Origin of the sequence: Stutzerimonas marianensis (genome assembly GCF_022810315.1) — a bacterium.
In the GTDB taxonomy this organism is placed as follows: Bacteria; Pseudomonadota; Gammaproteobacteria; order Pseudomonadales; family Pseudomonadaceae; genus Stutzerimonas; species Stutzerimonas marianensis.
In genome coordinates this window covers 158,984-172,394 of sequence record NZ_JALGRD010000011.1, presented here as the reverse complement: position 1 = coordinate 172,394, position 13,411 = coordinate 158,984, and the positions used below count along the sequence as shown (strand labels likewise).

Annotated in this window: 11 protein-coding genes; 5 read left to right on the top strand and 6 right to left on the bottom strand. The window is 56.6% G+C overall.

Annotated features, from left to right (window positions below):
* The first annotated feature begins 249 nt into the window (after positions 1-249).
* Complete coding sequence (locus tag MST27_RS19195) at positions 250-924, top strand: heavy metal response regulator transcription factor (protein ID WP_021210270.1); 675 nt, start codon at positions 250-252, stop codon at positions 922-924.
* The gene (locus MST27_RS19190) at positions 921-2,294 is read left to right on the top strand and encodes a heavy metal sensor histidine kinase (RefSeq protein WP_243607520.1); all 1,374 of its coding nucleotides are present in this window, start codon (positions 921-923) and stop codon (positions 2,292-2,294) included. Before MST27_RS19195 ends, MST27_RS19190 begins: the two co-directional genes overlap by 4 nt.
* A gap of 1,077 nt (positions 2,295-3,371) precedes the next feature.
* On the opposite strand, the gene MST27_RS19185 is transcribed toward MST27_RS19190, so the two are convergent.
* The 6 genes from MST27_RS19185 to MST27_RS19160 form a co-directional block, all read right to left on the bottom strand.
* The gene (locus tag MST27_RS19185) at positions 3,372-3,701 is read right to left on the bottom strand and encodes a four-helix bundle copper-binding protein (protein WP_230724350.1); all 330 of its coding nucleotides are present in this window, start codon (positions 3,699-3,701) and stop codon (positions 3,372-3,374) included.
* A gap of 476 nt (positions 3,702-4,177) precedes the next feature.
* Positions 4,178-4,987 carry a c-type cytochrome gene (locus MST27_RS19180; RefSeq protein ID WP_230724351.1) on the bottom strand — a complete coding sequence of 270 codons (810 nt, stop codon included), beginning with the start codon at positions 4,985-4,987 and terminating at the stop codon, positions 4,178-4,180.
* A 9-nt stretch (positions 4,988-4,996) separates the two neighbouring features.
* Positions 4,997-5,995 carry a copper resistance protein B gene (locus MST27_RS19175; protein WP_015275567.1) on the bottom strand — a complete coding sequence of 333 codons (999 nt, stop codon included), beginning with the start codon at positions 5,993-5,995 and terminating at the stop codon, positions 4,997-4,999.
* On the bottom strand, positions 5,985-6,287 hold the full coding sequence (locus tag MST27_RS19170) for a hypothetical protein (protein ID WP_003292637.1): 303 nt from the start codon (positions 6,285-6,287) through the stop codon (positions 5,985-5,987). Before MST27_RS19170 ends, MST27_RS19175 begins: the two co-directional genes overlap by 11 nt.
* A gap of 12 nt (positions 6,288-6,299) precedes the next feature.
* Positions 6,300-8,141: a copper resistance system multicopper oxidase gene (locus MST27_RS19165; RefSeq protein ID WP_003292636.1), complete on the bottom strand. Its 1,842-nt coding sequence runs from the start codon at positions 8,139-8,141 to the stop codon at positions 6,300-6,302.
* A 317-nt stretch (positions 8,142-8,458) separates the two neighbouring features.
* Positions 8,459-8,668 (bottom strand): co-regulatory protein PtrA N-terminal domain-containing protein, encoded by a 210-nt coding sequence (locus MST27_RS19160; protein WP_015275566.1) that lies wholly within the window; start codon positions 8,666-8,668, stop codon positions 8,459-8,461.
* 424 nt (positions 8,669-9,092) lie between these two features.
* Here MST27_RS19160 and MST27_RS19155 point away from each other — a divergent pair, with 424 nt between their 5' ends.
* From MST27_RS19155 to hrpB, 3 genes are all read left to right on the top strand, one after another.
* On the top strand, positions 9,093-9,773 hold the full coding sequence (locus tag MST27_RS19155) for a heavy metal response regulator transcription factor (RefSeq protein WP_003292635.1): 681 nt from the start codon (positions 9,093-9,095) through the stop codon (positions 9,771-9,773).
* Between the two features lie 600 nt (positions 9,774-10,373).
* Positions 10,374-10,652 (top strand): BPSL0761 family protein, encoded by a 279-nt coding sequence (locus MST27_RS19150; RefSeq protein WP_015275580.1) that lies wholly within the window; start codon positions 10,374-10,376, stop codon positions 10,650-10,652.
* 212 nt (positions 10,653-10,864) lie between these two features.
* Positions 10,865-13,390 carry an ATP-dependent helicase HrpB gene (gene hrpB, locus MST27_RS19145; protein WP_003292681.1) on the top strand — a complete coding sequence of 842 codons (2,526 nt, stop codon included), beginning with the start codon at positions 10,865-10,867 and terminating at the stop codon, positions 13,388-13,390.
* Positions 13,391-13,411 lie beyond the last annotated feature (21 nt).

Genomic DNA, 13,411 nt, shown 5'->3' with positions numbered 1-13,411 from the left:
TCAGGCGCCCATCAGGGCGCCTTTTTTTGCGTAAGTACTGCTTACGCAGCGAGCCAGATGACTGGCAGGTTACAAAATTTGTAAGGCAGCTTCCCAGCGCTCCTGCCGCGCTAGACTGTTCCCACCCCGGCCTACGGCGGCATATGTCAGATTCTTTAGAACAGTTCCGACCAAGTCGCTCCGTCTTGACTTTGTAGCCACTTGATGGATGTTTTTTTGGCGCCCCGTCAACTAGAGTTACCTCAAAATATGCGCATTTTGGTTGTAGAGGACGAAGTAAAAACTGCGGAATATCTGCAGCAGGGTCTTGCCGAATCTGGTTACCACATAGATCGAGCGGATGATGGTCTCGATGGGTTTCATCTGGCGCTGCAGAACGATTATGACCTCGTGCTACTTGATGTGAATTTGCCAACCATGGATGGGTGGGAGGTGCTCGAGCTCATCAGACGGCGTAAGCAGACTCGCGTGATCATGCTGACAGCGAATGGCCGCTTGGACGAAAAGGTCCGCGGTCTGGAACTTGGCGCTGACGACTATATGGTTAAGCCGTTCCAGTTCCCCGAGTTGCTCGCTCGTATTCGAACATTGCTGCGGCGAGGCGAGCCGATCTCACTTCCGAGTAACCTGTGTGTTGCCAACCTCGAACTGGACCCGAGCCGGCATCGCGCCTATCGGAACGGCCAACGTATCGATCTCACTAGCAAAGAGTTCGCTCTACTGCATCTGCTCATGCGCCGAACTGGCGAGGTTCTGACACGCACCGAAATCACTACCTTGGTCTGGGATATAAATTTCGACTGCGATACCAACGTGGTAGATGTCGCGATTCGCCGCCTGCGGATGAAGGTGGACGAACCCTTTGGCGATCGCCTGATACACACTATCCGGGGTGTGGGCTACGTGCTGGAGGCGCGGCCTTGAAACCACTTAGTCTAGCATCGCGTCTCGCGTTACAGATCACGCTGACCGGCGCCGCTTTGGTTGCGCTGTTGATAGGGATGAGTTACTGGGTACTGGTAAGCCAACTAGAGTCGCGCGCCGAGGAGGAAGTGACGGACAAACTCGCACAGATTGATCATGGACTTGCAGAGGATACCGAAGCCCGCATGGGCCGATCGTGGCAACATGCGCTGAGCGATACGGTGCTGGGCCATGACAACCTTTCGATAACCGTCATCGGCGATACGGAGAAATCACCGATTTTCAGTATCGGCCGGTTCGCCAATGCCCCGGAGCAGCTGGGTCTCGTGAACAGAGACGGTGAATACCTTGGCTGGACAACGAGAAATGGCGTGCAGATGCTAACCGGGCGCAAGCAGATCCAGGTTCCGGGACTGGGCCCAATGACGCTTTTACTTTCGCAAGATCGCAGTGCCGATCAACGGCTGGTGGCTGCATTTCTGCGCTCGGCCTTAGTGACCGTGCCGATGCTGCTGATATTGATCGGGTTGGCTGGATGGCTGGTTGCAAATAATGGCTTGCGACCGCTTCGCAAGTTCCGGGCCTTGGCGACTAAGGTATCGACACAGGATCTATCACCCCGAATCCGCAGCGATCAGCTTCCACTAGAGCTTCAGGAATTGGCGCACAGCCTCAACGTAATGCTTCATCGACTCGATGACGGAGTTCAGCAACTGTCACAATTCTCGGACGATGTGGCCCATGAGTTGAAGACTCCCCTAAATAACCTGATAGGCAAGGCGCAGGTGACATTGGTGCGTGAGCGAAGCAAGGAGCAATATAGGGAAGTGCTCGAATCGTCGGTCGAAGAGCTCGAACGCATGGATCGAATCGTGTCAGACATGCTGTTTCTCGCCCAGGCCAGCCAAGCCACCCCAACGCTGCAACTCGAACGGTTATCCTTGGGAAGCGAGGCGAGGCGCGTATGTGATTATTTCGAAGTCCTTGCTGAAGAAGCGGGAGTCGCAACGACGGTAACGGGCGATGGCATGGTTTTAGGGAATCGGCTCATGGTCCAACGGGCCATTTCCAACCTGCTATCCAATGCGTTGCGGCATTCGACCATCGGCAGCACGGTTGAGCTTGAAATCTTGGACGGGGAGGCGGAAGTCATCACGATGACTGTAACCAATCAAGGTTCGACTATTGAAACGGACCATATCCCACACCTGTTTGACCGCTTTTATCGTGTGGGAGGTATGCAACCTCGTGGGGCAGGCTTGGGGCTAGCTATTGTTCGTTCAGTGATGGCACTCCACAACGGGAACGTTACCGTCGCCAGCAAAGAGGGTCGGACGACGTTCGAACTGACTTTTCCTCGGCACGGCTGATGCGACTACAAGCGGCACGGAGACGTCATCACTACGAATGGACTCGCTCAATTACAGCGACCAGCCGCCAGGGATGCAGGTAAACATTGAGCTGGCGCCATCTCTGTCATGAGCGGCTGTCGGGCTTAGTAGTTATGAGCAAGTTGCTCGATCATCGGCGATAGGTTGGAGGCTCTTGGTTCTAGTGCGCCAACCGCAAAGCTCCACCATACGCATCGAATGTACACAATAGCAGCCTGGTCTGGGATAGCTAAGGGGCCGCTAGGTAGGAGCACAATGCGAGCTTCAGTCCGGCGCCTTAGCTGTCTCAGAAATTTGAACGCGTCACCGAAGAGTTGAACGTTTGCCAGTTCGGCAAGCTTGGATTCGAGACTAGTGGCCCGTACGATAAGTTCGTTTATCAAAGATTTAGGCTCGTGTGCGACGAGCCCGTGATATCGAGCCTGATTGCGAAATTACTAAGAATAGGTAAATGAATTAAACAGACGGACCATTAGCCAATTGGAGCGCCTTAACTATGCGTCGAAATAAGCGGCAGCTCCGGTCACACCCGATTTGGTCGTCAAAGACTGTGCTTCGTCTGGCTTTGGTTGCTTGCAGTGAAGCCGAAGTTTCAGCACCCGCTGAAGGAAGTATGCCGTCACAAGCCTATTTGGAGCAGCGTGCCGAACGTCGAAAACTACCGCTCGTATCATGCCAGTACTATGAGGAAGATGTTTCGGAAACTAGCTGGTCGCCTGGTTTCAGGCGGGGAAACGGCGCAGCCGCCGAGTCGCAAAACGGCACGCTGTAATAACGGCAAAGCCAATCGCTATGATGCGAATGTTCGCAAAACCATTATCGCTTTTTTTTTGGCGAAAATAAGGTCGCATGGCCCGCGACTTGATAGTTGTTCGAACGCTTTTCGCTAGCAGCATTAAGTTGATTAACCTAGTATTAGCGGTGAAATATGGTAAATGCTTTGGCAAGATAAAGTGCGTTACGGTGTTGGCCATCGGGTCGCGTAATGAGACCTCCTTTTCCTCGACCGGCTCTGGCAACGCTAATTTAGTGTGCCAGAGCGGTGAGTTAGGGGTGTTATGCTGCCATACGCTCACATTCCTCAGCGCAGTTCATGCACGCTTTGGCACACTCTTGGCAGTGATCCATTTGATGTTTCGCACATTCCTCACCGCATGCACGGCATATCTTGGCGCAAAGGGCACAGAACTCCTTGGCGTACTCACTTTCGCGGCTCATCAGGGTAGCGGCAAGCGCACAAATGTCTGCGCAGTCACGGTCCAACTCGATGCAGCGGGCCATCATTTTCATGTCGTCCTCGCGCAAGCACGCAGAGGCACACGTTTCGCACACTAGGGCACAGTTCGAACAAGCTTGGATACAGGAAGCGAACATTGAGTTTGTCATTGCGTTCTCCAGGGTTCGATAGTTGTATGTCGTCGGTGCCTACTAGCCGAATACACCCCATAAGCGTATTAGCAGGCACAAAAATACGACAGGCTCCTATCGAACCCGTTTCGACCAACTTCATTACAATGCTGTAAGGTTCGTCCAACCGCACCGGGGATCTATACGGGCGCAATTGGGGGGCGATAAGTCAAACAGATTGCCTGGCCGGCTTCGCAAGTCTGTTCTAGATGATTGAGTGGGTATGGGAAGCTCCCTGTCGCCACGACTGGGAGCTTCCATTGGGAACGGCCGGAGCGAAAGCCGCTTAACTACGTGAGTCACTAGCCTTGCGGCCTAACGTTTGGAAAGGAAGCAATTGCAAAGCCCTCCGGTACCGTTGCGTCGACTAGGCTGGCCTAGGGCCGACCCCCTGCTTGCTGAGCCGCCTTCTAAGAGCCTCGGTCAGAACCGCGTAGGCACGCACATACCGGATGTTAGTGCTCGTGTTGCTTCCCATCTGCGTGCACATGGTTTTTTGAGGGCGATTTGCCATCCGCATCGACACGGTCATTGTCGATGCTGTGCTCTGCCGTCTGGGGCTGATCTGACGCATGATGGTCATCGCTTTCTTCTGCGCCATGATGCCCAGAGCCTGATTGGCCGGTTGCTCCACCTGAGCTGCTAGAGCCATGATGATCCGAGCTGCCGCTGTCGCCTTGATGGTGGTCGTTCGAGGCCATCTCACCATGTTGCTCACCGTGCCCAGCTGGGGTTTCCCCACCACCATGCTGGTGACCACCGCTAGATGCAACGAGCGCTCGATACGCTCTTCCATCTAGGTCAGGAAGCTTCTGCAGAAAAGCCACCATCCCCCAGATGTACGGGTCAGCCATGCTTTTACCCCACGCAGGCATCCCAGTGGCCTTGATGCCATGCTTGATGACCCAAAATGTCTTTGCTGGGTCATCGTATAGCCCTGCTTCAGCCAAGCTGGGTGGAGCGGGATAAAGGCCATTGCTTAGCTCGGTCTCAGCCATGCCTGGCGCCAAGTGACAACCCACACACATCGAGTCGTAGTTCCCCGCCCCGGCGCGGATTTGGTCTTCATCGTCGAGAGATGGCACGACTATGTCTTCGGAGCGAACCTCAATCGAGCGATTGCGAGCAGTTTCCAAGAAAGCGTGCACGGCTCCCGTATGAGGATCATCCGCGGCAACGTTTATTAGTCCCGAGAAAACAACACCGGCCACCACCAACAGGCCTAGTGCGCAGAAGGCAGCGAAGCTAATAATTATTCTTTTCATCTAGGGTCCTTAAAACCAAAGCCTGATGCCAGCAACGAACCGCGCCTCATCTACGTCTTCGCCTTCATCTCTCGCCATATCGGCGGTATTACCGTATGCCCGGCTCCACGTGACGCCGATGTACGGTGCGAACTCACGAACGATTTCGTATCGGAGGCGGAGCCCCACCTCTGTGTTTGCGAGACCAGCGCCTACTCCGCGCGCAGGATCGTCCTTGCCATAGAAATTGAGCTCGGCAGTCGGTTGGAGGATCAGCCGGTTAGTGAGGAGAATGTCGTACTCGCCTTCAAAACGTGCTGCTGTCTGCCCACCTTCACCGACGAAGGCGGTGGCTTCCGCCTCAAAGTTATACAGAGCCATCCCCTGGACGCCTAAAGCCGCCCACGTCTGCGGCGACTCGGGCTTAAAGTCCTGGCGAACACCTGCTACCACATCCCACCAGGGGCTGATGGCACGCCCGTAGAGCGCCTGAATTTCCGCATCTTCAGTAACGCCATTCGTTCGCTCACCTTCCGAGCGAAACCAGAACCGATTGATATCGCCACCAACCCAGGCAGTAGCTTCCCAACTGAGGGTGCTACCTTCATTTGCGTTCTGGTACTCAAGTTGATCTAGCAGAAGGAACCAGGCCAGATACTTGTCATGGACTGTATGACCTTGAAGACCAGGGAAAGCCGCTTCTCTATCCGCATCGGTCAATACTGGAATGAACGAGGGATGAACCATGCCGGGCATTTCGAGCGTATCGTCATGCTTCATTTGGCCATGGTTCATCGTGCTATGGTCCATCGCACCATGACCCATCGCAGAATGGTCCGTTTGCCCACCGGAGCCATGATTCTTAGCTGCGGGCTTCGCTGAAGATGCAGGGGCTTGAGCTGCCTCAGCAGGAGGGGTTTGATGCATCGAATGATCCATCATCTCGGCAGCGTTGGCTGTCCCTCCAGCCGCTGCGCTCAACGAAACTCCGAGCGCAATCAGAGCAAAGCGAGAAGGTCTAGTGGTCATGGTGCGAATCCACCTCAGTATCAGTGGCCTTGGGGTCATGATCCATCTTGCCGTGCTCCATTTCTCCATGGTCCATCGAGCCATGATCCATGTCGTCGTGGTTCATTTTTGAGTTAGAGGTGCCTTGTGTCTGAGATGCCGGCTTGTTGCCTGGATTCTGCGATGAAGCCGATGATTGCTTGTGCTGATCATGCTTTTGCTCTGCAAACGCAGCTGACATATTCATTACGCCCAGCAGACTGAACATTAACGCGCTGCCGATAAGAGTTTTACGCTTCGTAAAATTTCCCATATAAAGTTCCTCTTACTCGTCCACTCGGACTTCACGAAACATGCCCATTTCCATGTGAAGCAGTAGGTGACAGTGATAAGCCCAACGCCCGAGCGCATCGGCTGTCACGCGGTAGCTGCGCTTCGAACCTGGAGGCATGTCGATCGTGTGCTTGCGAACCATGAACTTTCCATTCTCATCTTCAAGATCGCTCCACATACCATGCAGATGAATCGGATGGGTCATCATGGTGTCGTTGACCAAAGTGATGCGTACCCGCTCGCCATATTTGAGCCGCAGGGGCTCCGAATCAGAGAACTCTATACCGTCAAATGACCAGGAGAACTTCTCCATGTGGCCGGTGAGATGGAGTTCGATCGTCCGACTGGGCTCACGGCCGTCCGGATCGGGGAAAGTGCTTCTCAAGTCGCTATAGGTCAGGACTCGGCGGCCGTTGTCTCGTAAGCCAATACCGGGATCGTTCAGCCTATGAGTTGGGCTCATGGTCTGCATGTCCACCAGTGGGTTATTGGACTCTGAGGGCGGGTGCGATTGCATACCTGCGCTCATCCCAGCCATTCCAGAGTGGTCCATCCCGGACATCCCACCCATTTTGCTGTGATCCATGCCGGCCATTGCGCCCATGTCGCCCATCCCTTGCATGTCACCGTGGTTCATGCCGGACATGTTGCTATGGTCCATCGCGCCCATGTCGCCGCCATGGTCCATGCCCGCCATACCGCCCATGCTGCCGTGATCCATCCCCATGTCGTCCATGGTGATTAGTGGTCGAGGATCGGTTTCTGGAACAGGAGCGCTCAGCCCTTCGGCAACCGCTAGCGTGCCACGGGCGTATCCTGTGCGATCCATCGATTGGGCGAAGATCGTGTAAGCCTCCTCGGTCGCAGGCTCGACAATCACATCGTAGGTTTCTGCCACGGCAATGCGGAATTCGTCGACGCTAACTGGGTTGACGTATTGGCCATCGGCTGCGACTACAGTCATCTTCAGCCCTGGAATGCGGACATCGAAATAGCTCATGGCCGAGCCGTTGATGAACCGCAGACGAAGCTTCTCGCCGGGCTTAAAGATGCCGGTCCAGTTCCCGTCGGGTGCTTGGCCGTTCATTAGATAGGTATAGGTGTAGCCGCTTACGTCGGCGAGGTCGGTGGGACTCATTTTCATCTGAGCCCACATTTTCCGATTCGCAATCGTAGCGGCCCAGCCGTCTTCGCTCACATCGTTAATGAAGTCTCCGACAGTGCGCTTGTGGAAGTTGTAATAATCGGACTGCTTCTTGAGCTTAGAAAGGATTCGAGCGGGATCCTCATCGGACCAATCAGTCAACATCACCACATAGTCGCGGTCATAGCTGAACGGTTCGGGATCCTTCGCATCGATGACCAAGGGACCATAGACACCAAGCTGCTCTTGTAGGCCTGAATGACTGTGGTACCAATAGGTACCGTTCTGTTTAACCTGAAACTTGTAGACATACATGCCATCGGGAGCGATGCCGTGGAAGCTCAATCCAGGCACGCCATCCATGTTGGCCGGCAGGATCATGCCGTGCCAGTGAATCGATGTATCTTCGCTCAACTTATTTCTGACTCGCAGCGTGACGGTATCCCCTTCACGCCAACGTAGAAGCGGCCCTGGGATGGTCCCATTGATAGTCATCGCTGTCCGGGCCGCGCCGGTGATATTGACCGGCGTCTCCCCAATCAGCAGATCGAACTCCGTGCCACTTAGTACGCTGGGCTGGCCTGGGCTAGTCACTGCCCAGACCGGAGCTCGCCACAAGCCAAGACCGCCAAGGATGCCTGCGGCAGTCAAGCCTTTAACAAAGGTTCGCCTAGAGGTTTTACGTTGCATGTGTAGGTTCCAATCAAACTAAGGAGCCAAGCCGAAACCAGCCGTAAGGTTGGTGTTGCCAGCGTTAATTGATCTTAGAAACTCGCGCACGGTCTGTCTTATCAAGCGACTCGCCTTTAATCGTAAATATGGCATGCCTAAGAAAGACGCGGGATTACATTTTTGTAAGCTTAAAGCGCTTCAGAAATCGCCCAAAAAATCGCCTGTGAGCATGTCAATCTCCAGGTGGAAGCTGCGCAATGGCTTTTGATTTCCGTGCAAGGATCCGGTTGCAACGATACTCAAGGTGCATGGTCACAGTTGCGTAAGGTTTCGCTTCAGCAATTAGCGTGGGCGTGCTTCGCTGAAGTTGCTTTTGAGGCTACCTCCTGGGCTTGGTCCTTCTGGTCAGCCTGATAACTAGCGATCGCTATTTGGCGAGCCTGCTCCATACGAGCAAAGGTACGATCACCACCACCTTCTGCCATTGCATAGGAAGAGCTTGCTGCGATGGCGAGCAGTACAGAAACGGATCTGAAGAATTTCATTACTTGTTACCTCGTTCGAAGACATGGGAGACCCAGCGCAGCTCCATAAATAGGGGCTTTGGCTTGGTCCTGTGTCTAAGCTAACCGAGCGTTCCTGTCAGAACCCTGATTTAGACATTACGGTTTCGTCAGTAATGCATAAAAGCAGTGAGCCCAAGCGAAAGCGCAGGTAGCGTGCATGGTGCCTTTTCGTTCAGGCAAATAGGTCTTGTTTCCAGCGGGCAAAAAAAGGGCGCCATCTAGGCGCCGATAGGCCAAAGGAGCATGGAAAAGGCCAAAAAGCAGAGTGTGGGAGCAACTGCTGATGTAGACGTTAACGCTACAAGCTGTCAGACAGATGATGCGAGCATTACGTTTCTGTAAGGTACTGGCTGCACGCCCTGACAATCGGCACACTGCTCCAAATGCCGGAGGGAATACTTTCATGAAGCTTCTTGTTGCTGAAGACGAGCCGAAAACAGGCACCTACCTACAGCAGGGGCTTTCAGAGGCAGGCTTCACAGTCGATAGAGTTGAAAACGGGACCGATGCTGCTCAGCACGCGCTTCATACCACATACGACTTGCTCATCTTAGACGTGATGATGCCTGGCCTGGATGGGTGGCAGGTTTTACAGAAAGTCCGCGCTGCTGGTAATGAGGTTCCCGTGCTCTTTCTCACCGCCCGAGACGGGGTTCAGGATCGAGTAAAGGGATTGGAGTTGGGCGCTGATGATTATCTCATCAAGCCGTTTGCCTTCTCCGAATTGCTAGCCAGGATCCGTACGTTGCTTCGCCGCGGCAATAATGTCCCCAACCAAACAATACTCAAACTCCTCGACCTTGAGGTCGATCTGCTCAGGCGTCGAGTTACGCGATCGGGGAAACGAATAGACCTAACTGCAAAGGAATTCGCACTTCTTGAGCTATTACTTCGGCGTCGCGGGGAAGTGCTCTCAAAGTCACTTATCGCCTCCCAAGTATGGGACATGAATTTCGACAGCGATACCAATGTGATTGAGGTGGCGGTACGACGGCTGAGAGCAAAAATCGATGATGAGTTCGAACCTAAGCTCATACAAACCGCGCGTGGGATGGGCTATTTGATCGACGCGCCAGACCCCTAGAGCGAAATGCTCGGCATTTCACGCGATGGGCCAAGCTACCGGTACCGATGCGGTTAAGGCGAGCCACCGAGCAAGGAGCGGTGCCGAACCTCAGTTCTCCGAGCTGGATTTCTTCAGCTGTGGCACGAAGTGGAAGGCATGGTGCCGCACTTCAATGAAGCGAATGGGCACGTTGCCGCGAGCAAGCTCCTCTATGTATTGAGCTCACGTGCTCGCAAACATCTTCACTTGATCTCAGAGACGGGACGACCGCGAGGACGGTATGGGGTCTATTCCCCGACCGAGTCACTCGCGGCTTGCCACTTCATCTACGACTCGAACTAGGATCACTAGTCGACTTGGCCTCTAAGGGGGTCGACTGCGTTACCGTGAGAGACCTACATCCGCTTCTGGCCATCTTTTGCCTGATGCAACTGACCGCAGCGGGTCGCTCCCTGCGAGTCAGGGCACATGAAGCGTTCCGATCAGATTCGATGCAAATGACTGGTCAGGTCGAGTGCAAATGGGTGGGCAAGTCGGTGCAATTATCCAGGCAGATAAGGCTTCATACCATGTTGACGAGAAGCCGCCTCTCCCCGCGGACATTTCAGGAGCAATACCATGACGATGGCCCATGAGCGCACCCGTAGCGTTGTTCAAACACGGGACTTCCTACAGGAGCTGGCTAGGGACACGAGCCTTCCTGAAAACGTACGGTACCAAGCAAATAATCTACTTCGGCATTACCCGACAGCAGAAGCCGTCTGGTTGGCTGGTCGAGTGGAAGAGCGATCCAAGCAAGAGCTTTCCCTATTGGCCGACAAGCATGGACCTCTACATCCGGTGTTAGTCAGCTGGCTGTTAAATGATCCGATGTTTTCGGATCACGGAGCCAGCTGAGCCGGGGCGCAACACTGGCAAGAGGATCCCCCTCGTCAGGTGTTCAAGGGGCAGATGCTGGCTGTGGCCTTGATGTCCATCATGCCGTTTAAATAGGCCCCGTTTATCTCTGAGCGGCCCGAAGGGAGCCGTGCACTGGGCGTGATTGACATACCGCCGTGCCGTAACAGCTTCCCTCGTATCTATAATTGGTGGCTCAGCTAGGAGCCATCATGAGTTTGTTGCCGATTGAATCTGTTTTGCCCGCTTTAAGAGATGCCTTGTCTGCACGTAATGAAGTTGTACTTGAGGCAGCGCCGGGGGCAGGCAAAACAACGCGAGTACCAATAGCGCTGCTGGAAGAGCCTTGGCTGGCCGACCAGACTATTGTCATGCTCGAACCACGTCGACTAGCTGCCAGAGCCGCAGCTGAGCGACTGGCGAGCGAGCTGGGAGAAAGCGTTGGGCAAACAGTCGGCTATCGAATTCGCTTGGAGAGTAAGGTCGGACCACAGACTCGAATTGAAGTAGTGACTGAAGGCATTCTTACTCGTCGGCTTCAAGACGATCCTGCCCTAGATGGCGTTGGGCTGCTCATATTTGATGAGTATCATCTGCGTAGTCTCGATGCCGATCTGGCGTTGGCCTTGTGTCTCAACGGCCGTGAGTTGTTGCGCGACGAACCGCCGCTGAAGGTGCTGCTGATGTCCGCCACGCTGGAAGGCGAGCGCCTGTCGCGCCTGCTGGACGAGGCGCCTGTGGTACGCAGCGAAGGTCGCATGTATCCGGTGGAGCAGCGTTGGGGGCGGCCGAGTCAGATCGGCGAGGCGCTCGAACCCCGGGTGGTACAGACCATGCTCCAGGCCCTGGCCGATGAACCTGGCAGCCTGCTGGTGTTCCTCCCCGGCCAGGCGGAGATTCGCCGCGTCGCCGAGCAGTTGGCCGAGCGCCTCGCTGGCCGGTCAGAGATCCTGCTCTGCCCGCTCCACGGTGAACTGGACCTCGCTGCCCAGCGCGCGGCCATCGAGCCGGCACCGGCGGGCAAGCGCAAGGTGGTGCTGGCCACCAACATCGCCGAGACCAGCCTGACCATCGATGGCGTGCGCGTGGTGGTGGACGCGGGCCTGGAGCGTGTACCGCGCTTCGACCCGGCCAGTGGCATGACTCGCCTGGACACCCAGCGTATTTCCCGCTCCTCCGCGACCCAGCGTGCCGGCCGTGCCGGCCGTCTGCAGCCGGGTGCCTGCTACCGGCTCTGGTCTGAGGCCCAGCATGAGCAACTGGCCGCCCACGGGAGCGCGGAAATCCTCCAGGCCGACCTTGCCGGACTGGCGTTGCAACTGGCGCGCTGGGGGATTGGTGATCCCAATGAACTGGCCTGGCTCGATCCGCCGCCCACGGCTGCCTACGCCCAGGGCCGTGACCTGCTGCAACGCCTCGGCGCACTGGCCGACGATGGCAACTTGACCCGCCATGGCCAGGCCATGGCCGAACTGCCCGCCCATCCGCGCATTGCCCACCTGCTGTTACGTGGCCACGCCCTGGGACTCGGCGGCCTGGCCTGTGACCTCGCCGCCCTACTGGGCGAGCGCGACATCCTGCGTGGTGGCGGTGCCGACCTGCACAGCCGCCTCGCCTTGCTGGCCGGTAACGACAAGGCAGCGCGTGGCGCTCGTGGCGGCGTGCAGCGTGCTCGCCAACTGGCGCGGCAGTTCCGTTCCTACCTGCGTGGCCCGGCCAGCGAGCCGGTGGCCGATCCGGATCACCCGCGCTGGCTCGGCTGCCTGCTGGCGTTCGCCTACCCGGACCGCATTGCCCAGCAACGTCGTGCCGGAGGGGCCGATTATCGGCTGGCCAATGGCCGTGCAGCCACCTTTGGCGAGCCGGATGCGCTGATGAAGGAGCCCTGGTTGGTGATCGCCGATCTCGGTAGCCGCCAGGGCCAGCGTGAAGAGCGCATCTATCTCGCGGCCGACCTTGATCCCGCACTGTTCGACGGCCCTCTGGCCGAACAGGTAAGGTGCCAGGACCTGCTCGACTGGGAAGAGCGCGAAGGTGTGCTGCGCGCCGAACGTCAGGTGAAAGTGGGTGAGTTGGTGCTGGCCCGCGAAGCCCTTGCCGAACTGGATGACGAGGCCCGCTCGCGTGCGCTGCTCGGTCTGGTGCGACGCAAGGGGCTGGAGCTGCTGCCGTGGAGTGCGGAGCTGCGCCAGTGGCAGGCGCGGGTGGCGCTGCTGCGCCGACTGGACCTGGCCGACACGGGCAGCAGCGAATGGCCAGACCTCTCCGACGCGGCGCTTCTGGCCAGCCTGGAGGAGTGGCTGCAGCCCTGGCTGGGCAAGGTCAGCCGCCTCAGCCATTTCGCCAACCTCGACCTCGCCGGCATCCTCCATGGCCTGCTGCCCTGGCCGCTGCCGCAACGCCTCGACGAGCTGGCGCCGCGTACGCTGGAAGTGCCCTCCGGCTCGCGCATCCGCCTCGACTACAGCGACGAGATGCCGGTTCTCGCGGTGCGCCTCCAAGAGCTGTTCGGCCTCGCCGACACTCCGCGCATCGCCGGTGGCCGTCAGGGCGTCAAGCTGCACCTGCTGTCCCCGGCCCAGCGCCCGGTGCAGGTCACCCAGGACCTGGCGAGTTTCTGGCGCAATACCTACGCGGAAGTGAAGAAAGATTTACGAGGTAGGTACCCTAAGCATTACTGGCCTGAGGACCCGCTTGTGGCCCAGGCTACAGCTAGAGCTAAGCCGCGAAAATCGTAGGCTGTTGCTCAATGCGGGCGT

Excerpts from the sequence above, each read along its gene's own strand:
- MST27_RS19160 (WP_015275566.1), bottom strand. The coding sequence starts at position 8,668 with ATGAAATTCTTCAGATCCGTTTCTGTACTGCTCGCCATCGCAGCAAGC.
- hrpB (WP_003292681.1), top strand. The coding sequence starts at position 10,865 with ATGAGTTTGTTGCCGATTGAATCTGTTTTGCCCGCTTTAAGAGATGCC.
- MST27_RS19155 (WP_003292635.1), top strand. The coding sequence starts at position 9,093 with ATGAAGCTTCTTGTTGCTGAAGACGAGCCGAAAACAGGCACCTACCTA.
- MST27_RS19195 (WP_021210270.1), top strand. The coding sequence starts at position 250 with ATGCGCATTTTGGTTGTAGAGGACGAAGTAAAAACTGCGGAATATCTG.
- MST27_RS19165 (WP_003292636.1), bottom strand. The coding sequence starts at position 8,141 with ATGCAACGTAAAACCTCTAGGCGAACCTTTGTTAAAGGCTTGACTGCC.
- MST27_RS19170 (WP_003292637.1), bottom strand. The coding sequence starts at position 6,287 with ATGGGAAATTTTACGAAGCGTAAAACTCTTATCGGCAGCGCGTTAATG.
- MST27_RS19180 (WP_230724351.1), bottom strand. The coding sequence starts at position 4,987 with ATGAAAAGAATAATTATTAGCTTCGCTGCCTTCTGCGCACTAGGCCTG.
- MST27_RS19185 (WP_230724350.1), bottom strand. The coding sequence starts at position 3,701 with ATGACAAACTCAATGTTCGCTTCCTGTATCCAAGCTTGTTCGAACTGT.
- MST27_RS19150 (WP_015275580.1), top strand. The coding sequence starts at position 10,374 with ATGACGATGGCCCATGAGCGCACCCGTAGCGTTGTTCAAACACGGGAC.
- MST27_RS19175 (WP_015275567.1), bottom strand. The coding sequence starts at position 5,995 with ATGACCACTAGACCTTCTCGCTTTGCTCTGATTGCGCTCGGAGTTTCG.